Origin of the sequence: Stieleria neptunia (assembly GCF_007754155.1) — a bacterium.
GTDB lineage: Bacteria > Planctomycetota > Planctomycetia > Pirellulales > Pirellulaceae > Stieleria > Stieleria neptunia.
In genome coordinates this window covers 7,076,247-7,098,967 of the sequence record NZ_CP037423.1, presented here as the reverse complement: position 1 = coordinate 7,098,967, position 22,721 = coordinate 7,076,247, and the positions used below count along the sequence as shown (strand labels likewise).

Below are 22,721 nucleotides of genomic sequence, written 5' to 3'. Positions count from 1 at the left end.
ACGTGTCACGTTCGAAGCGGCATCGCAATATGGTCACTGAGCGTGAACAAATTTTCGACGCCGAGACGGTATGTCAGAATCCGCAACTTCAACTGACGCGATGAGCGGATGACTTGGGCCGGGATCTGGATCAACGATGTCAGGAACGTCGAAAACTCCATTTTGATCACGCGGTCACGGAGCCGCTTCCTCGCCTTCTTCTGACCCGGATTCCCTTTGACGCGGACCATCAGTCCACTCCAAAGCTTCAGCGTCCAGGCAAGAGAAGCGAACAACATGTACGCCCAATTGCTTTCCAGTGAATCCAGTGGCGCGGTCAATGCGTGACTCGCCTTGAGCTGGCTAATCGTGTTTTCCTGATCGCAGCGATGATTGCCGTCTCCGATCAATTCACGCGACTGCTTTTCTTGCTTTGGTTCATTGCTGATGTAGAAGAAGTACTTTTCGGTGCTGAACAGGAATTGCTGTCCGGTCGTGACGTCGATGTTTTTGCGAACAGCAACCATCCGGTAGGGACGCTTGCAGTTGCCGGGCTGATACGGAAACTCAGCGTAGCTTTCAGCACGCAGTTTTTTGTTCTCGTAGCCATTTTCTACGACGATTTGCTCTTTGTAATTCGGACGTTTTGCACGCGGATTTTTCGAAGTCGATCTTTGCCGCCGGAGCGGTTTCCATGCCGATTCGTCGAGGGAATCGGCAATTGCAGTCAGTGTTTTGTTGGCGTCATAACCAAACACAAAACGGACGCCCTGCGCGTCCCATCGATCGAGATGTTGAGTTGACGAAAAGTCTGTGTCACCACGCAACAGGATCTTTCGAAACCCGGCACTGCGACACAATTCGATCGCCCTGTCGAAGTAGAACGATGAGCCTTCACCGCTGGGACGATTGCCGCTGCGGTTGGCCAGATACAGCAACTCTTTGGTTTCCGCGAGCGTTACAACCAGTGGATGGTATCCCCACTGACCTTTGTAGTTGATTCCGACGCCCTCCTTCTTTTCACCGCAAGTCTCAACCATCGTACCATCGGCTTCAATCGTGGCCTGCTCGAAGAACGCATCGGATTGTTGCTTCCAAACCTTCTTGCGTGCCGCGTTAATTCCCTGCATCAAGAGCAGTAGCTTGAAACCATCAAAACGGCGGCAGAAGTCACCAGCGGTTGTCGGATCGGGAATCCGTTCTGCGCCGAGTGCATCCAGGTACGCCTGGTCGGTGCGGCGATGCTCTAAATGTTCGAGGCAGGTCCCCCCGGCCAATAGATTCAGGGCAATATTGAGCACGTGGTCGGCTTCGTCGTACGGCGCGTGAAGCTTAAACACTGGCGCGGACTGGTTGATGTGCTTTCGCAATCCGAGTTGCTGGACAAGCTGCATGATCATGCCGATTCCACCGCAGGAGATCGCCTCAACTTTATTGGCCAGTTCGTACTTCGCCCGCAAAGGGCGAATCATGGGCGTATGCGTCTTGCCCTTCTTCTTATCGATACGTTGCAAAAGAACTCGCTTGCGGCGATGAAATCGACGGCGTAAATTGTCGTTCACTCGAAATCCTCTGCTGAGTGAGTGCGTTGAAGTTGTAGTTACCTCCAATACACCCGCAAAACGCCGAGGGTTTCGAGTTTTTTCAGATTTTCATCATCCAGTGTTCGCTTGATTGAGGACTAGGGCTGTTGCCGAACTCAATTTAGAGTTGCCATGGAATGATTTGCCGATTCAGCGACGTCGCGACATCCTTCGCGAGATGCATCACCGGATTTCTGCAGAGATGGTTCAGTCATCCGTGCGTGCTGAGTCTCCAATCATAGGGATTCAGCTTTCTTCTGCATATGAACCCTCGAAGATCGCTTGCTTGTGCGAGTCCCACAACTTGTACCTTGAACAAGAGGCCGACCGCAAGCGATACAACGAGCTCACGGAAGATGGTCCAGGCATTCGGATGAAACTGCTGGCCGGTCTACTTCGGGTTGCAGATATTCTCGAAGAATCGCGACGAAGAGCTACACGTCCAAAGGCAGGTACACTGCTGCTGGACATTACGTCGCAAAAACATTGGTGGCGACATTACTACACTGAAGATGTGGTATTCAATCAAGCTGACCGTTCGGTTGTGATATGGTTTGACTTCCCACCGGATAAATTCGACTCGTACTCTCGAATCATACCTGAGCTTCAAAAGCCGTGGATTGAAGCCGAATTCAATCGGCATGCGGCAACATTCAACAAGTACGCCGCCAACTGGACAGTCAAAGCGCAATTGAAGGTGAAGCAGTACAGCAACACTCTTTCCATGCCGGATACAGTCACAACTGCGATGATTAGTGAATTGCAGTCTCGTCATCTGAAGGAAGACGAGCGGCGACGTGCAATTTTGTTATCTACGTTTCAAGAGTCGCGTCCCCACATCGAACAGCGACTAGACCAATTGCGCGAGAAGAAGTCGAGCATGTCGCCTGGCGAATACTTGAAAGGCTTGTCGGACCTATCCAACGAATTGTGGGAAATTGGAAGCAAACGCAGCGCGATCATGAATCTTGTTTTTGAGTTCGACAGAAGTAATCAGCAGCTAGCTACAGCCCAGAGGATGGAGATTGGGACTCGATTACTGGAAATGTGCTTGGAGGAAGGCTCTCCCAATCTTGTAAAGGGGTGGGTCCCAGCACTCCTTGAGACTGCCCGAAACCTGGATCAGTCCCACCGCTACCTTTTTCCTTGCCTTCGAGCAATCGCGAACTGGTTTGTCGCATCCTGCGACTATGCCTCTGCAAAGCAGGTCTTCAGCGAAGCAATCAAAGCAACGACCGATCAGGACGAAATCCTGCTGCTCAACGCCATTTGTCGTGAACTTGATTTTGCGAACGGAGAATTAGGATCAATCATAGGAACATCCGAATTGGAGTCGCTGAATGATTGATCTCACCAGTCCAATCGTTCGCGCGGAGCTTCCACTTGCCAAGAGTTTGGCAATTCATGGTAAGCCAGGAGAAGCGATCTCGATGCTCGAAACAACGCTTAGCGAACGTGAGAGCACACTAGACCGGGTGGCACTTCTCGTCGCGATCGCCGGAATCCTGCACTGGGATTATCGCGACTCAGAGGCAATTAGTCTATTCGACGAAAGAATCATGCCCTTGACGAATAAGATTCCAGAAAAGTCTCGAATCGCAGTCGAGTACAATCGCAGCGACATTTCTCATTCCCTGCTTCAAGCAGATGATTTCTATGGAATGTTCGATCGAGCGTTGATCGCCGACGTCAACCTATGGGACTATCAATCATATTTTGAAGTCTTTGCTGCTCGTGAGAAGGGCAAGCGATATGAATCATTGCCAAGCATTTGGCGAGAACTACTTCGCTGTTACCATCAAGGGTGCTGGCGGCCGCACCGCTTGGCATCAGCAATAATGTCGCGAGAATGCATGGATCTCGGTTGGCCTCATGAGTCCGTATTTCACGCAGTGATCGCCGACGATAAGCAGATAGCTACTCAACTGGGAGACACTCTACTAGTTCAAGGGACGCCAGAGGTTATTGAAAACTGCACAAAAAAATGGATGGAATGCACAAATCTCAGGCGTCACTTTATAATTGGATGCGAGATGCTAGACCAATTTTACGACGCCATCCCGGACACGTGGTTTGGCAGTGTATTCGATCGCCTATGTTCTAAAGCATGCGAATCCTCCGATGACCGTTTGAAACAGATTGCGATTTCACGAGCCTGGGATACGTTGGCAAAGTTGTCATGGAGATTGGATTCTTCGCAGGCTGAGAAACTGGTTCGTTCCGCAATCCAGCACCCGATTTGGTTAGCTCCAGTTGAAGGCCGTAATCAGGTGTTAACGGTGCGAGACAAGATGATGCAATCGTTAACGCACTGCTCGGATAAGATTTCACCAGCATGTTACACGGAACTGATAGACGCATCGCTACCGCTGGCATTGGACCGAAAGCAGCACACAGATTATCCAGACGCAATCAATTTGCTTTGCAGTCTCGCGGATGCAGGAGATGAAGAAGCGAAACAACGACTAAGGGCATCGCTTTTTCCTTCGGGGCAGCCCTTGGACGAGTATCGTCTTCAAGTCATTGGAAAGTTTGGTGCTGAAATTAGTAATCCCGAAGCACTGAGCGCTGACGCGCGGAATGTTGCCAACCGGGTCAGACAGCAAGTACAGACTTGCCCTCTTGGACAAGAGGTCAAAACTGAAGCCGGCTCCTTTGGCGTATTCACCATCCAAAAAGGGGACAGAAAGCTTGCCGTCCAGATGGCGGGCACAGTATACCTGAACGCAATACTGCGGCATCGAAAACATTTGGCAAAAGACTCACTGGAGGCTTTGCTTAGCGCAATCGTCGACATGATTCGCGAGCCCGAAAACCTGATATCGAATAAAGTGCAGCTCGTGCAAGCGATTAAATCGATTGGAGACACTTGTTCCGATGAACAAGCCAAATGCATTTTTGAAGTGCTCGCACCGATTTCCAGTGGTGAAGTCACAGAGCCGCCATCATCGATGTCCTCAGCCGAAGCGGAAAACCCGCTTAACCCATTCAGAGTTGCCACGGGAAATCCTTCGGACCTTCAAGGAGTGTCAATCTACACGTTGGCTTGTATTGATCGCGACAAGCCTGGCGTTTTCGGGGGGGCATTGGATGGTATTATCGAGAAAGGACTTACCTCACATCAGGCTCAAGTTCGAGCCTTAGCGCTTGCAGCAGCGAGGGAGAAGCCGACCTTGTCCGAAGCTGAGTTCACGGCGATAATCATGTCCACAAGAGATCATGACCCAACAGTTGCCAATGCCGCGTTCTGCGCTTTGGCCAATAAGAAAAGTCTGAAGCTCAATCGCCCTCAATGGAGGTTGCTTATTCACTCTTCCGGTCTTGCGTCACGAAGCGACGCGGTTGTACTGCGACGTGCCGCTGCGTACTGTTGTGCAAAACTGCGCGGGTACCTTTCTATAAAATCTCTGCATCGGGACTTGGATGCGGTGCTTATCGCGTTGTCGAATGACAAGTGTGCCTCTGTGCGTAGACAGTTGTTGGGATGTGACCTCAGTTAGATCGTGGTTGGCTCAGCATAAATATTGTTGATATCACGGAATTACCGATCAGCAGGGAACTGCCGCTCCTTGAGCGGTCGCATCTTGTTCGTTAGCTGCCTGGTAAGCGAGTGAACTCTTGTTGCGAAGAAAGAAAAGGTACGCTGTCTCTTTTTTGACGATCCAGCGGTTTTTTTCACGCACCGGTGGCCGACACCGGATGCTTGTCGAAATGCTCCCGCTGTATCGATCGGTGGATCGACGCGTTCCCGCCACCGGCAAAACCGGTAAGTAGGGAAAACGCAGACTACGGTCAACTCGCTCCGCATGACGCACCATCAAGGATGGGCAGAGAAGAGATACATCGCGCCGTACGTCCAATTGCGCGCCGGCATCTTGGGATAGTTCTGGCGATCCATCATCAACGCGATGTACGGCGCGGGGTACCCATCGGGCAGCGGGATGATGTTCGGCCAAATCCGCGTGCCCGTGTTCTCGTTCCACGGCGGCAAGTGCATGTTCAATTCGCCAACCGGCTTCAGATCGGGATAGGAGCGAATGTATACTTTGCGATCGGCACTGCCGAAGAAAACATAGCGTGACTTGCCAACCTTTTGGATCAACGTCCCCGTGCTGTCCATTTCCACAGGGCCAGCCAAACGCTGATACCCGCGATCCCACTGATCGGATTCCCACATTCCGGCGCGATACTTTCCGGCACGCTCGGACAGCAATAACCGCCACTTGTTGGCCTGGGAGTCATACACGCCGTGCGGGTCTTCGTGTTCCCCCTGCAGCCCGATCGGTCGGGCGTGCATGATGGAAAATCCCTGGCGAGGATCGCGATCACTCCAGACCGCCAGGATCGCTTTTTCTTCCTTTTGCGATGTCGTACCGAGAGCGCTGAATCCAGTGGTCCAGCCTCGCCATTGCCCCGACGGCTCGTCAAAAAACAAATGCGAAGCGAGTTCATTGCGCCAGAGACCGTCGCCCATGTCAAAAACAATGATTCCCTCGAAGCGGAGATCAAACACCGACGGGTTCAGGGAAAACACGCCCTGTAGCGGATGCGGCAACGCTCGCCCCCGCACGGTCATGGTCAGCCATACCCGACCCTGATCCAGCAGCGGCGCGCCGTCGCGCGTGGTGATGGCACGAATGTCGGCTTGGCCGCAGCCCGGCGTCAAAGCCGCAATCACCTTGTCGATTTCAACCGATGAATGCGGCTCCAAATCGCTGGACAAGCAAAACTCAAAACGATGAATCAATTCCTTGCGGCGGAGTTCGAGATGTTGGTTGAAATCGGGATACCCGACCAAATGCGACGTTCCTTCCGACTCGATGTAAAGGTTCGCGCCAACGGCTAACATCTGCACGCGCAGCCGAATCGTCCCCGTCGTGTTCACCCCTTGGGGCCATGCAAATCTCTGCCGGTCCACCTGGTGCCCCTCTTTCATCACCACCCACTCGATCGCTTGGTACTCGCCGTTGTTGACAACGACGGCCGCGGAAAGGTGGTTGTGCTGATGCCTGTCACGAAACAGCAATCCGATTCGCCCGCTGCCATCGAATCGGTGCAGGCCTAGTTCGTAAGTCGCAAAGGGATTGAAACCTCCGATCCAGCGCGCCGTCGACGCGCCGTTTGCGGCCGAAAGTTTCAGTCTGCCGTCGCCGATCGAAACGAGGGACTCGCCCGTTGAGTTTCCCACGACGGGATGCATCAGGTCCAAACCGACGATCGTGGCCGGGTCCAATGCGGCAAGAGGAATCTGCTGGGGCGTGTCAAAGACCATTCGTCGCACAGCCTGGCGAGAAAACTGCAGCGATTGTGGCTGGATTTCTGGCGTCTGGGCAAAGCCATCGATCATCAAGACGCAGTGTAAAATAACGCACACCAGCGCAGCAATCGGCCGGCAGGATGGGGCGACTGTGCAGTTTGTCATGGGAAGCGATATTCCGGGGATAAACAGGGGATCTTGGGCGGGCTGACGCAGGTGGCAACAACATCATGGGGTTCACGATCATCGTCCAGCTGCGTCATTTGACTTCAGTTAAGCCAAATCCGCGACGGTGTGCAAAGCCGCGGTCCTTGACTTGCATCTCCTTGAAGACGCGTTCGCCGAGCACCGGCGTATCGCTGATCCCGTAGGTTTCTCGAAGGCGAACGATCGGCTCGATCATCTGATAGCTCAGCCAGGGAAGCCAAACATCGACACCGTGGCCGCGACCGTGGTCGATGCTCAAGTTGAGGGCTTCGGTGCACAATCCCGATTGGCCGTAGCCCAGTGAGCCGTCGATATCGACGTGTCGACGGGTGCTGTGGAGCAGGAATCGGGCCATCTCTGCATAGTGCGGGTCGCCAGTGCCCAGGTAGACGCGGTACAGCAGAAAGGGAGCCCCGGCGAGATACAGATCGGCGCCGGAATGGCCCGTTGCAATCAGACTGAAGCCGCTGGTCGGGAGGTCCGTCGGAAAAACGAGTTCCGGGTCGTCGCTCGGCAGCGGGACGTTCCAGCAGTACGCCCAAGTCTCTGCAAAATCGGCGGCTTGCGCGGCGGCATCCAGGTAGCGTTTTTCACCTGTCGCGTCCCACAATGCAAGGAACGCATCGATGGCGAGCAAGCCGGCCTCTTTGTCGAGGACGTTTGGGTTGTCAGGCGTGCCGCCGATATACGCAAACTGCTGGTGGATGTTTCGCCAGCAGAAATCACCGGCGCGGATGGCGGCGTCCAGATACGTGCGCGAACCGGTGGCGTGGTGCAGGTCGACCAGAAAACGAATCGGGTGGGTTGTGTTGAACTTGCTGTCGTGCGAAACCGAACCATTCCAGCGGTACGCGCGGACCCATGATCCGTCCGTCTGTTGGTGCTTGACCAACCAGTCACCGAAGTCCCCGCAGAAACGCAGCCACTGTGGACGATCGCGACCGTTGCGTTTCATGACGTCCCAGGCCATCAACGCGCCAACCATCCCGTCCGAAGCGATGCGGAGGAATGTATCGTATTGCCTCCAGTGCGGCTGGGGCCATGTATTGAACCAAACCCGCGGCAGGCCTTCGTCGGTCGGCGACTTTTCCACCCAGAACTCCACCATGGATTCGCCCTGGGCCAGCAACTTCGGGTCGTCATGAATCAGTCCGTGTCGCAGCAGGTGATAGGCGATGGGGAGTTGCTGGCCGACAAAGCCCATTTGGTAGGTGTAGTATTCGGGACTTTCCAGCCGGCCCTCAGGCAGCGCCAGCCGGAATGGGATTCCCGGCGCGCCGTCGACGTCCTTCACCCAGTCGGACAGCAGCTCGAGACTTGCTTGGTAAACGGCGTCCAGATCGACTCGCTCAATCGATGGACGGATTTCACGGAAAACGCATCGCCATGCCGTCCGCATGGCCTGCGGAAAATCGTCCGCGGTTTGCAAGTGAAGCAGCACGGCATAGCGGTGTGAAAATCCTTCGCGGATCGGATGGAACCGTTCCACCAAGCGTTTCGATCCGCGTCCTTCTCGCCCCGGCACATAGCTCCGCTCGCCTTCGGTCGCCGGGTAGGCAAGGGTCACCGCGGTTTGTTCCTGACCCTCGATCCCGAGGCTTGCGACCCGAATTCTCTCGTCGATCACCCTCTGGGCGGAAACATCCGCCCGGCAGGTTGCCCCGTCAGGATTGAGATGAGCCAACGACAGGGCAACGCCGCGTTTCAAATCACGCATCATCACCAACGGCAGCGGCATCCGGTCCTCGCGGATCAGGAATGACTCGTCGGTTTTCGATGTACCAAGAGCCCCCGGACGGGCTTTCGAATTGTCACGGTACCAGATGCCCGGAATGAAGTATTCGTGATCAGCAAATCCTGCCGACGACGCCAACCGGAATCGCGATTGGAAGCCGTCCGCCTTGCCAGGTTGCGAGACCGTTATCTCGCGGGTGAGGCGAAAGGAATCGGGATGCGGACCCGACGCGTACACGTCCCGAATGGAGAAGGCAGCCCCGGAGGAATTCGTGAGCACGGCGGTGCAGAGGAGCTGTCCGTCATTGCGACTCACCATTCGGTAGGCTCCTCGCAACGTGGTGGCTGGTTCGCTGCCGATTGCCAGTCGAAGGTCAATCGGTGTTTCACTCGAAAAGCGTACCGTGCCCATCCGCAGGCCGATGCCACCGGTATCAATCTCCAGCGTGGAGCGACCAGAACGAATCTCTTCTGCACTGGTGGACGTCACCATAAGGGCGAACGCGAGGAAGGTTCCAAGTCTCATGAGGCGGAATTGCATGAAGGAGGCGAATCGACCCCAGTTTAGTTGCTTCGCGCGGGCGAAGCTTGACCTCGCCCCATCCATCCGACGTCGTTTTTTTGCATTTCCCATTTTCGCTCTCTTGGATTTCACGAAGTGTGCGTCGCAGCGAATTCGCGCGCCGCAGTCGGCCGAGGCAATTGCGTGTTCGACCATGCCAGATGCTCCGGCGGCCAACGCGTCTTTCGACGACACGCTAAACTGCCCCGAGGGAAATGCTCATGCCATTCTTTCCGTCGCCCGTCAATCCGCAGGCTCCGAATCCATGATCAGACCATTTTTCGTGTTTCTTGCACCGCTTGGCTGCCTTCTGATGCTGTTGTTCACGTCGTTGACACCGTTTCGGATGATGTCGTTAATCGGTGAAATGATGCAGCCCGAATCGCGTGTCTCAAACGTGACATGGATGGCACCGCTGGGTGGACTCGGCGCGGTGATGTTCGGCCTGGGCATGATGTTCCTTACACTCTTACGGCGAAAACCCAGAATAGTCGCCCGGACGCTACTTGCATTCGCAGCGTTGTTGATGGTTGTCGGCGCGGCATCCAACGCATTCGGTGATTGGTTGATGATGTCCGCGTTCCGCAACTTGGCAACTGCCGAGAGTATCGACTCCGAAGGATTCTTGAGTTCTTTTCTGTCGGCTAAAATTCCGATGTTGGTCGGATATGCTCTACTGCTGGTCGCGACGACAGGCATCGCGGCGGCGGCGACCATGATGACAGACAAAGGGCGACTCGCGCGACGCTCGGTGATGATCGGTGCGGTCAGCTTCGCCGCTTTGTTGATCATGGTCTACTGGGGGCAGGCATCGATACTCCCATTCTCAGAGACCCTCGCGCGAAAATCGGTGGAGCCGAGTGCTTTGGCAGGAAGCATCAACGGCATCCTGCTTTCTGATTTCCTTTTCCAAGGATCGGTCTTTGGTTTCGCCGTGTCCACACTGCTCGTGGCGGTCGCCGGTGGCAAAGAACAGAGCGGTGATTAGAAAAAATGGATGACGCAATGGCACGGGCATGAGTGTTGGTGTGCAGGCTTTAGCCGTCCAGCTAAAGGTGACCGCTTTTCGCACGTACGATGGCCCTTCCGGGCCGTCGTCCGGAGGGCTCGCCCCGACGACCTAGAAAGGACGTCGTACAACCATCCGCTGATCGCATCACACTCCATCGACGAGATCGTTGGTCTAAGTCGCGTTTCGCGTGATTCCTAACCCGGATATTGCATCCGCTGATTCAATTCCCCCTATACGAAGGTCGGTTCTATTCGTCCGTGAACAGCGGCTCGAGCCAACGCGGTCGGTCTGGGGAGGTTGCCGAATCGAGCCGTGTCTTCCATGACTGATCGTCGACAATCGCATCGTCGGTGAACTCAAAGTACGGAAACACAGCTCCACGGCAAAGCAGTTCTTGGCCGTGATCAGGGTACAACACATAGATTGCCTGGGGACGAGCCACCGCGATGTGAACGTGATTGCCATTGGCTTGCGTCAGGACGCTGACGCAACGCATCGCATCGTCGAGTGGATCCGAGGCTGAATGCAATTCGTAGTTGAGTAGAGCAGCAAGTTCTTCGCCGTAGTTTGTGATGAATTGCTCGTCTGCGGCAGTGAGCGATTGATTGTCCAGTTGCTTGCTGGCCAAGTCCCCAAGCCGCTCGCAAATTTCCGCTAAACGCAGCCAACGAACGCGATTTGAACTGCGTTCGCCCCTGAGGATCGCCCCGCGGGCGGCGCGATCGTTCGGCAGCTCCCCTCGTTCGAGGTGGTCGGAGACTTGAACAATGGCGGCCAAGCTGAGCTCGGAAAGTTCTTCGTCCAGTTGGCCAAAACTCAGCCAGTTTTTAGGGTTCGATTCTCCCATTTTCTCGTAGGCATCGTAGACAAACTGACGATCTTCACGCGTCAAGTGTGTCCCTAGTTTATTGATCCCTATCCCTTCCTGCTCGAGTGCGCGAATCAGCATGAAGAAACGGGCGGATTCGTTTAATCGAAAACGCATGTGCTCGTAGCTGATTTCAAAGGCGCCCAGTTCATCCAGCGAGTTTTCGATTCTGGATGCCAATCGTCCGAGGCGGCGGAAGAACTCGGGATTGGGTTCGACGAAACCCGCCCCGACGTGTGATGATTGGTTGAGCACGATGCGGTTCTGCTTCGCTTGCAACGCAAAGGTATGACGCAGTTGGGTCCACCCGCCCAAAACGGTCTGACAGCTCTTCAGCTGCCAGCGTTCGGTCGACATGAATCCCGGTGATGAATCGATCGGATTTAATAACGTGGCGAGGCACTGTAGGTATTCGCCATAAACGGAATCGTCATCGAGCAATCTGCCAAGCGAATCGATTTTGGCAATCGATTCCGACTCGTTCGATTCGGCAAGCCGCTGGCGAGCAAGTTTCGAACCCAACGCGGTGCAGAGGAGCAATCCGACGGACGGCGGAGTCTTCGTCCAATCAGCCGTCGCCTGGAACAAGATTGCTTCGGGAGTTCGATACGCGGACAAGACATGGAGGGACAAGCTTTCAGAGTTACGCGGTGCAAATTCCTCGGCGACCCGATCGTTGATTTTGCTCGGCGGCCCTTTGGCGTCGAGGCGTTGCAAAAGTTTGCTGCGGAGCGTGTCGATCGAATCCGGCGAATCGCTGCGGTCTGGTTGCAGCGAATTCAACGTCTGCAAATTCCAGTCGTCGGTACCACCGAAGAACTCGCGATACGTCTCCGCGAATGACGCCCAATTCGTGCCGTCGGCCGCCTCAGCTATCAGTCTGAACGAAAGCAGATGTTCGTCATCGCCCACGTAAAATGGAATGGTTTGCAACCATCGGACCGACCGGTAGTGACGGCGAAGCACATCGCTGCGGGTGTGGAGTCCCATGGGCGTAAAACGCGAATAGTCGATGGCAAGAAACGACGGTTTGGGTTCGCCGAGCCAGTCGGGCATGGATTGCCCCGATCCGCTTTCCACACGTTCCGTTTCTTCTTGTACGATCCGGCGGATCTCGGAATCGGGTTCATAGCTGGGATCGATCAGCTGACGAGCAACGCCGATGACCGTTTGTGCGCGACGACGGGCCGATCGGTCGACTTCGGAATCAGCGGACCGCCGCGTCACAGCAAGCCGCTCGTCAAGGATCGGCAACAGTCTTTGCAACCGTTCAATCTGGCGAAACTCCAGTTTGAGAATCGAGTCTTCGAGAATCCGATGAAACGCATTCAAGATCGAGTCAGACGTGATGAATACCGGATGGTCTTGATTGGCGTACGCTTGATAGAAGTGTCGGAACTCTTCCGTCGTCACGGCGACTTTGCGCGTCGGATCTTCCTGAAAGACGGCAAGTTCCTCGCGACGCTTCACCGGTTCTTCCCGTTTCATCACATACGAACCGACCAGCGCGGTCTGCTCAATCGCACGGTCTGCGTCTCTCTCGTTGGAGGGATCGAACTCGACCGAGATTCCTCGAAGTCGTTGTCGTTCGTCATCTGAAAGATCGAACTGACCGGCTTCCCAGCGTTCTTGCAAATGTCGCGGAGGCGGACCGAAGACACTGAAGCCGCCGAACCAAAATACCAGCCAGGCGACGCCAAGCACGCCCGCGACGCCGACCAACAGCCATCGCGTCTTGTCGCTGGACTTCCGGTTGACATTGTCGCTCATCATTAGCGATCCCCCATTGTTTGCTTTAGCGTGCCAACGGCATCTCGCGCGGCGGTCAGCGTGGCCAGAAGTGAAATCAGTGATCCAACGGTGGTGGTCATGGGACTTGCCGGAGAGAACGCTGTTGTGGCGTGCTGTCAATCGATCCATTTGATCCGACAGTCAGTATTCTCAACGAGTGCCAGTTTACTGCACAAGTCTTTTGCAAGGGAATCGACGATTGTCTTGGGCAGGTCGCCTTCGATGGTGACCGTCAAGTGTTCCATTTCATCGGTATAACGCACCGGCACACCCTCAATCGTGACCTTCTTGGTCCGCCAACCGTCTTCGTTTTCAGGATCCTGATCAACCGGCGAATGTGGAACCGGCGGCTTGTATAGCGCGTCATACGCCTCCATGTTCGGCTCCGCACCGATCTCATCGGCCAAGTCGTCCTCGCGGTCGAGTCCGGCACCGGGATGTTCGAGCGAGAATTTCCGCATGTCATAGTTCCATAGATGCAGTCCCGTCTGGTCGGCCCGTCCAACTTGGAATCGAATCCACTTTCGCAGGGTCAAACGAGTCCAACGAAAATCGGCAAGCGTCAACGACCAGTCGTCGATACTTTCTAGCAGACCGTCCTCCGTCATGACCTCGCCGCCAGAAATGATGATCGACGATTCGTCTTCACTCAATGTTGCAGTGTGCTTGCTGATCCAGCCGGGGTGATTTCCAGTCGATGCGATTTCGTCGATTTGAAAGTTTTCCGTATCAAGAGCGTAGATTGGAGTCCGGCCGATGTCCCGTTGTTCGGGATAGCCGATGCTGCCGATCAGCAGGATGGTTTTTTCGTCATTGACGAGCGTTGCGGAGTGGAAGTCGGTAGGCCGGAAACTCGTTTCAGGGTATCCATAGATCTGAGTATCCCCATCGGCTTGCTGGACGATGACATCGTTGTAGATGTAAAAGTCTGGATCGTAGAAATCTTCGTGTTCCCCAGCGATCCAGAAGAGACGACCATCTGATAGCTGAGTTCGTGACTGTCCCAGGCGACATCCCGCCCACCGGGGTTCATTGGGAAAGTCGATCGTGCCCAGCATCTTTTTCAGACGCGATTTGAATCGTTCGTTCGCATGATAGGGATCCACGCGACCGCGAAAGAGCCAACGCCAAACAGGGTTGGTCATGTCTTCCGCCGGGAACCGCCCACGTCTCGCCATCTGCCACTGCCGGAAAAGTTTCCGCGTGACGTCGGGGCCCGGTTCTCGGTCTTTGGCTGTTACTTCTTCTTCGTCAAACGACATCGCGACTCCCTCGTCCAGAGGCATCTTCCGACACAAACTCTCAAGCCGTCACGACACGATGCGACTCAAGCAAGTTCGCGGATCGGTTTTGCATTGAGCGCCGTTTCGATGATTTTTGTAGCCTCGCTGGCGCCGTCGACCGAGGCAATCGCCGCTTGAAAGGCGTTGGCTTTTTCGGTGTATTGCGGGTCTTGCAACAACGTTTGCAGAGTCGTGCGGATCTTTGCCACCGTCAGTTTTTGCAGCCCGATGACGCGGCCCAAACCGTGATGTCGAATCCGCGCGGCGACGCCCGGTTGGTCATTGGTGATGGGGATGGCCAACATCGGGACACCATGCGCGATGGACTCGAGCGCCGTATTCAGTCCCGCGTGCGTGATGCACACCGAGGCCTTCTGCAACAGCTCAAGTTGTGGGGCGTAGCCGACGGTGATCGGGTTCCCCGGCAGGTGCGCATACTCGTCGGGAGTGACTTTTGCACCGAGCGAAATGACCAATTGCACCGGCAGCTCCCGGCAAGCCTCGGCAATCATCTCGAAGACCCGGCGAATTTGGTTTTGCAACGTCCCCATCGAGGCGTAGATCAATGGAACCTCGTCCGACAAACGGTCCCAGGGAAAGTCCACCGGCGGACGCGACTCTCGACTATGAAATGGACCGGTGTAGTGAAACGTTTCGTCGATCTGACTGCGGCGAAAGTCGAACTGTGGCGGAAGCTGGGTCACCTGGGCTAACTCTGATCGCAGCTCCGTAATCGACCTGTAGATCGGCAATCGATTCGCCCGCTGGTATTGGTTTGCGATTGCGACAAGCGGTTTTGCCAGGTGGTTTTGTAGACCGTTCAGCAAACGAATCCCGAGCCGATCCAAAGGACCGCGAGCCGGTCCACGGTGGCTGAACACCGGAGGGGCGATCGCGTCGAGATTCATCGGCAGTGCATTCGACAATGTCACAAACGGAATGTTTTCTGAACGAGCAATCACGGTGCCGGCGGGTACAACTTGGTCAATGACCAGCCCATCGATTTGATCTTCCCGAAAGCACATTGGAAGTTCACGCAGCCCAATGGTGATCCGGCGTTTTAGCAGTTCGACGGTGAACCGCACCGCCCGCAACCCCGTCAGATTTCCGAGTTCGCGATAGCTTTCCGCAATCGATTCCTCTCCAAGCTCATGCAATCCATAGGGGCGCACTCGAAAGCCGGCCGCTTCGATCTTCGCCACTCCGTTGACGAGCGTGTAGAACGTCACCCGATGACCTCGTCGCTCCAACTCTTTCGCCAGCGTGATCGAGGGATTGATATGTCCCGGAGACGAAAATGTTACGATCCCAATCTTGCTCACATCATGCCCCTGCGCTGATGACCTGTCATAGTAGGTGGCATTCGGCGGACGGCCCCCGGGCGAAACGTTGCCGCCGTTGGGCCGCGATGCCGATCAGATGATACATCATTTTAGAGCACGATGCGGGGCACGCGAATCCGTGGCAGACCAAGGCAGCAGTCTGTGTGGAGATTCGTCTGCCAGTCGATTCGTCTGCCACCTCTGATGACCGATCAGCATCCTAGCCGATTCCAGTTGTGACGGAATGGCAGAATCATGCGGGGCAGAATGATGAAGACCGTGCGTCACATGCAACATCGCTCTGCCCCGAATCATTCTGCCAAAGATACCGCCGCCGTGGATCCGCAACGTGCACCGCTGGTCTGCCCCTGCGGACAGCCGAACACGGTCTGTCTTTTCGCTCTGTCCGGAATCTCAGGCTAGAGCGGTCCGGACTCTGCGAGTCTGTGAGGGCACTCTAGAGAATCTTCGTAGGCTATACTTCAACTGGAAATCCCACGCTCGGAGACGAGACACATGCGTAGCCTTTGCCGAATTGCAGTCGCTGTTGTGGGGTTCGTGCTCTTCGCTATGGATCAAGCAACAGCTCAACCCCTGATCGAAACGGCTGAGAGCCTGGAAAGTTTCGTCATCAACGCTGACCGTGTTTGGGTTGCGAGAATCATTCGGGTCCGCGACGAACCCATCCCCGGTGGCTCGAGGAAGCCCGGCATCACGATCGCCGTGGAGGAAACGCTCAAATACCCGCTCTTCGAGCAACGCCATGAGAAAATGGGACTGTTCGTCGAACACCCGACGGCACGATTCAAAGCGTTTGAGGAGCGTACGAGCCGATTGCTGATCGCACACAGCGATCATCACCCATTCTCGCCGAAGCTGATTGAGTTGGCGCCGGGTAAGGTCGAACTTTTTTTGGCTGACTTTACCATCCTGCGCAAACCTGACGCGATCGTCCAGGCAGCCAGGGAGATCATCAGCCGCGTGCCACCCCACGTGCGGCAGCTGCATACCGTTCGTCTGATGATTCCAGCGGAGGTGCTGGTGGAATCTAAGCTGGGCCCCTACGGGCAACTCGTCGTACCGGTCGACGAGCAACTGGAGAAACGTGCGATCGGCTTCCTGAAATCCACGAGCTCTTCAAGGCGATCGGAAGCCGCCAAGGTGCTGCGGTACTTTAAGTCCGATGCCAACATCGACCGCCTGCGTATGTTGCTTGCGGACTCTGGGTACAGCCGGCGGATGGCCGACGATCGGACTCGCTCGAAGTATTTCGGCGTCCGCGATGAGGCCTACCAAACTCTCAAGGCCTGGGGAATCGAGGTCGAACGCCCCGTGATTGTCGAGCCCGACAGCCGGCAACCGTGACCGGCACGGAGGCCGATCAGCATCCCAACCGTTTCCAGCGTCACGGAATGGCAGAATCATGCGGGGCAGAATGATGAAGACCGAGCGTTAATCGCAACATTACAATCAGTAAGCACTTAACACGGTTTGAATCGCAGCATCATGACGCGTCTTTGAGTCATTGGCAATCATATTGTCGGTCGGTGATAGCGAGTTGATGCTCTCCTGCAATTCGGCGAGCGCACTTTCGAATGAGCTTTCCGATGGTTGCTCGGCTGCCGCGTTGCCCGTGGTCATGTCGGTCGATGCACCGGGATGCAGCACGGCGCTTGCGCTGTTGGCATTCGACGCGGTCTCGAAGTGACGCGAAAAGTCCACTTGCGATGCCAGGATCGCGTCCACGTCGCCGGGTTCGATCGGCGTCGACGCGGCAGGCACATCGCCTTTGATGGCCGGCCCCTGGCCGAATGGCGATCCGCTCGACCGATCGCCGGCACTGCTGATCGCAAAGAAGTACACGTCGGTGATGTCAGCTGCGGCCGTGTCGAGTTCGATGAGGGGCGGCTGAGCGACGCTGATCCCGGTCATCACGATGCGATTTTCGAGGTTTTCAATCTGGATTCGGGATCGCTTGAGACGTGACGATGCCATGGTATTCTCCGAAGGTTGGTAGTAGCAAGTTCCCGTGATGCCAACTACTGACCGCATTCCAGGTCAATCCTGCGCGCTTTCCGAGAATTTTTTTGGGTCGAGCGCAGAATCTACGATTGGACGCTTCGAAAATCCCGAGCACTGAAACGGGCATGGCTCACCCCTTCGTTTCTGGCAGGTACCGGCCAAAACGTCTCGGTTCCCACGACCTACTCCGTGTACCGAATCACTCATCTCCGAAGGTCCCACCGCACTGCCGTGCGGATCGCCACCGATCACGAAATCACCTGGACGACTTGGGAGCTACATCCCGGCGGGCAGCCCCCGTGCAAAAAGAAATCAGATACATTCAGACATTGCTCCAAGGACGTCCACCCTACGGCCTTCCAAAACCCATTGTTTGAGGAGCGCGGCATTGTTCGGGCCATTGGACCAAGACATCATGAAGATCCTTTTCCTCCACGGCTGGAACAGCGTCGTTGGCGGTGTGAAACCGACGTTCCTGAAGGACGCCGGGCACGAGGTCATCAATCCGGCTCTGGATGACGATGACTTTGACGCTGCCGTACGCACCGCCCAAGCCGAGTACAATCGACATCCACCCGATGTTGTCGTCGGTAGCTCCCGCGGCGGGGCGGTCGCCATGAACATCCAGTCGGAAAGCACCCCGTTGGTCTTGCTCTGCCCGGCATGGAAGAATTGGGGCAGGGCCACGACCATCAAGCCGAACACGATCATCCTGCATTCACGCGTCTACTGGGGAAAGCTGGTCAAAAACGCCTCGCCGTCCCTGTGCTGGTAGCGATTGTGCTAGGCTCAGTTTTCGTCCGACCGGCACTACGAGCGGTAGGACTATACAAATTGAGATTTCAACCACATTGAGACTTCTTCGAATTCCATTCGATGACATGAAAGTTCAGCTCTTGCCCACTGTCACGGCCAACCCGTTTGGAAACGTGCAGAGGCAGGAATCCACGCAGTTTTGGGCCTGTTGGGAATGGTCGTTTGGGCACTCAATCATCAGGGAACCGTGACATGAATCACTGGGAATGCACTCTCGCAGGCCTGCTAGTCGTAGTGTTTGCAGCGACGTGTTCTCGCGCCTGTGACTGGGACACCGAGACCTTGCTTGAGGAACGTTCGCGGTTTCCGACTGCGCTAGAGATCATTCTTGGCAAGTTCCCCAGGCACACTCTTGCATACTACGAATGGCGATTGAAGGATCGGCTGGAAAAGCTGGAATCGGATCCTGAAAACGACCTGATGTTGGATGACGTGGCCGTTTCACTGGAGAAATTGAAACGCTATGACGAAGGGATCGCAGTTGTTAGGAAACAACTGGAACGAAACCCAGATCGCTACGAGTCGCTAGCCAACTTGGGAACGATTTACATTCACGACGGTCAATTGACCGAAGGCTTGAAGTGGATCGAACGGGCAATTGAGGTGAATCCGGACGCACACTTCGGTCGCGAGAAGTACCAAGTCATCTTGGTAAAGTACGTCCTCAGCTGCACAACGGATGATGGCCTGAAGTTGCCACTTGGGCGAGGACGGCTTCAAGAGGACCACGATTACCCGCTCCATGCGAAGCGAACCTTCTACACTTTCTTGCGAAACGAGTTGCATGGAGATCCAAACAAATTTCTTTCCACGGAGGAGTTGCAAGAAGCGACGAAAGGCATCCTCGGGATGATGCGGTTCTCCCAGCACAAATCGCCGATTCTGCTGGAAGCACTGGGTGATCTTCAGCAAGCACATTCGGCAGATCAGCTTGCCTTTCGCGCCTACTCCAGCGCCGCGCAAAATGTCCAAGACGAAGCGGCAAAGCGAGACTACAACGCGTTGGCTAGCCGCGCCATCTCATGGTCGCTGCAATCGCTAAACCAAGGAGCCAGGGTGGAAGTTAGCGAAAAGCTAGTAGCGGAAGATTTTCGTAAGGAGCAAGCCGACGCAAATGCATGGTTTGCGAAACTTGCTGAAGATGAACGGAAATGGATCGCGGCGGGTGAAGCCGTCGATTTGAAGTTCAATGAAAAGTACCGAGCGATTCCCGAGGCAGTCGTGACGGACCGATCTGCCGATGAAGACGCATACGTTTACCGCGACCCCGCGAAAGATACGTTCATTCTGTATGCAACGTTATGCGGGCTGCTGGTGATCACTGCGTGCGCTGTGTTGGCATTGTTTCTCAAACGCGTCGTGCGCTGCCATCGTCAAGATGCGCTTCCGGAGTCAAACCGTTAGTTCGAAATCATCGTTGGGCATGGGCGGCGCGCTGCTGAGACCAACGGGTAATTGCCATCGGCCTTTCACTCAATCCACCAATGAGTCAGTACCTTGCTAGACGACTTTGATTTTTTCGGCGATGTAGGTGGAACCAACAATTCCATGGGCTGTGGAGGGCTAATGATCATGTTCGCCATCGCTGCGTTACTGTTCGTCATCGTTATGGCTTGGATGTCGTGAGAACGCTTTCGTCTTGCTGAGGTTTCATGGACCGAGGCGGATTTGAGTCGGCCGAAAGTCGGGTCGGTCATTCAGACCTCGTCGGAGAAGGGCATCCCGATTTGGATACTCCGGCTTCATCGACCGGAGTTTGAAAACAACGCGCGTCGCCAAAGGCCCCCAGTCGATGATGTTGGAGCTTCAAACTGAATTCGAGTTCGAACCACGGCTTTGCGGCGTCCGTAGACATGCAGGGAGTTAGATTGCAATCGGCCGTTCTGTCGTCGCACGGTTTCATTTGAGCGTTTGTCACGAGAGCGGTAAGGGTCTGACAATTCCGTCTGGGCATTGCCAGGCGACCGCTGCACGGTGCATCATCCGCCCGAGGGCGGGACGACTACGGCTATCGAGTCGAATTTGTCAACATGGTGCGGATCGCGGCCGAATTGGCCAACGATCCAACAGCTGCGCTTAACGAATAGATCCGCAAAGCCTTTGTCAACAGCTTGGACTTCCACCGAGTTCTCCAACTGTTTCGAAATAAAATCGGTCGGCCGTCACGCACCGAACTTGAGCAATTTCGCCGAGTGTTGGCTTCGGAAGTCGATGCCACTGCCGTCACCAAGGATTCCGGATTCGTGCAGTCGGTGTGTTCTGAATGGGTAGTGCTCCGCCGTCAGGCGTCTGGTTCATCTAACGTGCGTTATCTTGAACTTCGTACTCGCTCAAGTAGGCATCGGCAGGCTCCCGCGAATCGGTCGATAACTGGACCGTCCAGTAAGCGATTCTTGTCTTACCAGGCTGCGCTGAACGTGATTCCACGACGGAGGTTAGCTCTACGGCGTTTTGTTGCAGAATTAGCCTATTGCCGCGCCAGCCCAAAACCTTCCAGCCCTGATCGACTAGCAATTTGCGAACAGCCTCCTTGGTTTCTTCGACGCCAACGCTCGTTTCATACGACGCGATGTTATAGTTCAAATTGACAAATTCCGCGCCCGCCGGCACCGGCAGCTTGCTCACGTTGACGTTGCCATTATTCCGCAGTCGCACCAGGACTTTGCCCGGCTCGTCGTGTAATTGGACGGTGACATAGAGGTGAAATCCCGAGCGGACGAACTGCCCTTCGGCGTATCCCGCGGAACTATCGGATTCGGACAACGCCTTCCACTGCCGCTCGAGCAGGTTGCGGCGTTGAAACTCATACTCGTTTCTCACATCAAACGCCTTGAGTCGAGCTTCATAGTCCAAGCAAGCAACGGTTCTCGTCGTAATTTCCCCAGCGTCGGGCAATAGTGGAAATGTCGAGAGATCGATTGCCGCTGCAGCTTCAGCCGCGGTAGCCGGTTTACGCAAATCTTCATCCGGTGGTTCCGCCGCCTCGGCGGCTGACTCTTGCGGTGCTGAATTTGGCACCGCGTTGGCGGCGGATTTCGTCGGCGCTGCGTCCGCCTGCGGATTCACGTGGGGGCCGCACCCAGAGAAGCAGCCAATCATCGACAAGCCCAGTACTAACCCGCAGTATAACTCTGACCGCATCAAGCAATCTCCCTGAAAGTAAGGCAATGCAGCGAAGGGGCTGGTCTACCGATTTATCGCCGCCCGCAACCGGAATACCCCGCACGCTCGCTCGATCGATCGTATCATGTCGCTACAACTCCGTGGCAAACAAGCGGGGGAATACGATGGGGCAGATCGAAGATTCAACCTGACGGTGCGAAGCGACCGAAGTTGTTCACGACTCGGCACCGAGCAATCCAGTGAGTTCTTGCCGGTCAAAACCATCGCGGCGTCGAATTGCCGACGGATGTGATTCTGGACTATTTTCCACCGATTCAGTGCTAACTGCCCGCAAAGACAGCACCCATTGGCTGCATGACCAACGTGCCGGAAGGAATGTAGCGATCGGCTGGGGGCTAAAGTCCTATTGGTCCCATTGCACGATCGTTGCCCCGGCGCGCAAGCTTTATGCAAAGCTGCGGGCGCAACCATCAGCCCGTAAATTTCGCGTATAGTTGGAAGTCGCACAAGAAGAATAGGATCAGCCATGAATCCTCTGGTGTCTGCTTAGCGAAAACCTGAAGTTTTGGCGCCCTGATCGGTCGGTTTTCTCGCCTCGAACTAAAAGTGAAAGGACCCCTCTATTGGAGCACGCATGATCTTTCGCATCAAAGAGAAGTTTTGGTCATGGGGAAATGACTTTGCCATCACCGATGATGGGGGCGAGCCGCTGTATCATGTCGATGGCAAGGCGTTTTCGTGGGGAGACAAGCTCTCTTTCCAAGATAGAAGTGGCAGGGAAATCGCACTGATCAGCCAGAAGTTGCTGTCTTGGAAACCGAGATATCAAATCATTATCGACGGCGCCGTTTTTGCCGAAGTGACGAAGGAGTGGACATGGCTCAACAAGAGATTCACGCTCGATGTTCCAGGCCCCAATGATTTCACGATCGACGGTTCTTTCTGGGCTCATGAGTTCACGTTCGAGAGACAAAACCGAGTCGTGGCTACGGTCAGCAAGAAGCTCTGGGCGTGGACGGACAGCTACGGTGTTGAAATTGATGAGGGAACAGATGAAGTTGCAGTACTTTGCGCTTGCATTGTGATCGACCAAGTTCTGCATGATGAGTCGAAGAACAGTGACTAGACTTTGTCGGTCGATCGCAGCGCGTGTGATTGACCA

General features: G+C 55.2%; 16 protein-coding genes. 8 read left to right on the top strand and 8 right to left on the bottom strand.

The window, feature by feature from the left end:
- Positions 1 to 5: 5 nt before the first annotated feature.
- The gene (locus Enr13x_RS24665) at positions 6 to 1,451 is read right to left on the bottom strand and encodes an IS1380 family transposase (protein WP_145385855.1); all 1,446 of its coding nucleotides are present in this window, start codon (positions 1,449 to 1,451) and stop codon (positions 6 to 8) included.
- A 202-nt stretch (positions 1,452 to 1,653) separates the two neighbouring features.
- Between Enr13x_RS24665 and Enr13x_RS24660 the strand changes: the two genes are divergently transcribed.
- Positions 1,654 to 2,910, top strand: a complete 1,257-nt coding sequence (locus Enr13x_RS24660) for an HD domain-containing protein (RefSeq protein WP_449336657.1) — start codon at positions 1,654 to 1,656, stop codon at positions 2,908 to 2,910.
- Positions 2,903 to 5,062 (top strand): hypothetical protein, encoded by a 2,160-nt coding sequence (locus Enr13x_RS24655; protein ID WP_145389483.1) that lies wholly within the window; start codon positions 2,903 to 2,905, stop codon positions 5,060 to 5,062. The genes Enr13x_RS24660 and Enr13x_RS24655 overlap by 8 nt, the downstream gene beginning before the upstream one ends.
- 317 nt (positions 5,063 to 5,379) lie before the next feature.
- On the opposite strand, the gene Enr13x_RS24650 is transcribed toward Enr13x_RS24655, so the two are convergent.
- A complete protein-coding gene (locus Enr13x_RS24650) occupies positions 5,380 to 6,984 on the bottom strand; it encodes a hypothetical protein (protein ID WP_197455329.1) in 1,605 nt (534 codons plus the stop codon).
- Between the two features lie 94 nt (positions 6,985 to 7,078).
- Positions 7,079 to 9,286 (bottom strand): hypothetical protein, encoded by a 2,208-nt coding sequence (locus Enr13x_RS24645; protein WP_145389481.1) that lies wholly within the window; start codon positions 9,284 to 9,286, stop codon positions 7,079 to 7,081.
- A gap of 13 nt (positions 9,287 to 9,299) precedes the next feature.
- Here Enr13x_RS24645 and Enr13x_RS24640 point away from each other — a divergent pair, with 13 nt between their 5' ends.
- Positions 9,300 to 10,310 carry a hypothetical protein gene (locus Enr13x_RS24640; RefSeq protein WP_145389480.1) on the top strand — a complete coding sequence of 337 codons (1,011 nt, stop codon included), beginning with the start codon at positions 9,300 to 9,302 and terminating at the stop codon, positions 10,308 to 10,310.
- A 271-nt stretch (positions 10,311 to 10,581) separates the two neighbouring features.
- Here the strand turns inward: Enr13x_RS24640 and Enr13x_RS24635 are convergent, their stop codons facing one another.
- From Enr13x_RS24635 to Enr13x_RS24625, 3 genes are all read right to left on the bottom strand, one after another.
- Entirely contained in the window at positions 10,582 to 12,975 is a 2,394-nt protein-coding gene (locus Enr13x_RS24635; protein WP_197455328.1) for a DUF3160 domain-containing protein, read from the bottom strand.
- 134 nt (positions 12,976 to 13,109) lie between these two features.
- Positions 13,110 to 14,255, bottom strand: a complete 1,146-nt coding sequence (locus Enr13x_RS24630; RefSeq protein WP_145389478.1) for a hypothetical protein — start codon at positions 14,253 to 14,255, stop codon at positions 13,110 to 13,112.
- A 65-nt stretch (positions 14,256 to 14,320) separates the two neighbouring features.
- Positions 14,321 to 15,598 (bottom strand): glycosyltransferase, encoded by a 1,278-nt coding sequence (locus Enr13x_RS24625; protein ID WP_145389477.1) that lies wholly within the window; start codon positions 15,596 to 15,598, stop codon positions 14,321 to 14,323.
- A 516-nt stretch (positions 15,599 to 16,114) separates the two neighbouring features.
- Here Enr13x_RS24625 and Enr13x_RS24620 point away from each other — a divergent pair.
- Positions 16,115 to 16,963, top strand: a complete 849-nt coding sequence (locus Enr13x_RS24620; protein ID WP_145389476.1) for a hypothetical protein — start codon at positions 16,115 to 16,117, stop codon at positions 16,961 to 16,963.
- 105 nt (positions 16,964 to 17,068) lie between these two features.
- On the opposite strand, the gene Enr13x_RS24615 is transcribed toward Enr13x_RS24620, so the two are convergent.
- Positions 17,069 to 17,593, bottom strand: a complete 525-nt coding sequence (locus Enr13x_RS24615; RefSeq protein ID WP_145389475.1) for a hypothetical protein — start codon at positions 17,591 to 17,593, stop codon at positions 17,069 to 17,071.
- A 442-nt stretch (positions 17,594 to 18,035) separates the two neighbouring features.
- Here Enr13x_RS24615 and Enr13x_RS24610 point away from each other — a divergent pair, with 442 nt between their 5' ends.
- Together Enr13x_RS24610 and Enr13x_RS24605 are read left to right on the top strand one after the other, a co-directional pair.
- The gene (locus Enr13x_RS24610; protein WP_197455327.1) at positions 18,036 to 18,395 is read left to right on the top strand and encodes an alpha/beta fold hydrolase; all 360 of its coding nucleotides are present in this window, start codon (positions 18,036 to 18,038) and stop codon (positions 18,393 to 18,395) included.
- A 233-nt stretch (positions 18,396 to 18,628) separates the two neighbouring features.
- Positions 18,629 to 19,840, top strand: coding sequence for a hypothetical protein (locus Enr13x_RS24605; RefSeq protein WP_145389474.1), 1,212 nt, complete (start codon positions 18,629 to 18,631; stop codon positions 19,838 to 19,840).
- 894 nt (positions 19,841 to 20,734) lie between these two features.
- On the opposite strand, the gene Enr13x_RS24600 is transcribed toward Enr13x_RS24605, so the two are convergent.
- Positions 20,735 to 21,502, bottom strand: a complete 768-nt coding sequence (locus Enr13x_RS24600) for a hypothetical protein (protein ID WP_231743759.1) — start codon at positions 21,500 to 21,502, stop codon at positions 20,735 to 20,737.
- Between the two features lie 181 nt (positions 21,503 to 21,683).
- On the opposite strand from Enr13x_RS24600, the gene Enr13x_RS38205 reads away from it, so the two are divergent.
- Both Enr13x_RS38205 and Enr13x_RS24595 read left to right on the top strand, forming a co-directional pair.
- Positions 21,684 to 21,851, top strand: coding sequence for a hypothetical protein (locus tag Enr13x_RS38205; RefSeq protein WP_197455326.1), 168 nt, complete (start codon positions 21,684 to 21,686; stop codon positions 21,849 to 21,851).
- A 342-nt stretch (positions 21,852 to 22,193) separates the two neighbouring features.
- Positions 22,194 to 22,685: an LURP-one-related/scramblase family protein gene (locus tag Enr13x_RS24595; protein WP_145389472.1), complete on the top strand. Its 492-nt coding sequence runs from the start codon at positions 22,194 to 22,196 to the stop codon at positions 22,683 to 22,685.
- Positions 22,686 to 22,721: the final 36 nt, after the last annotated feature.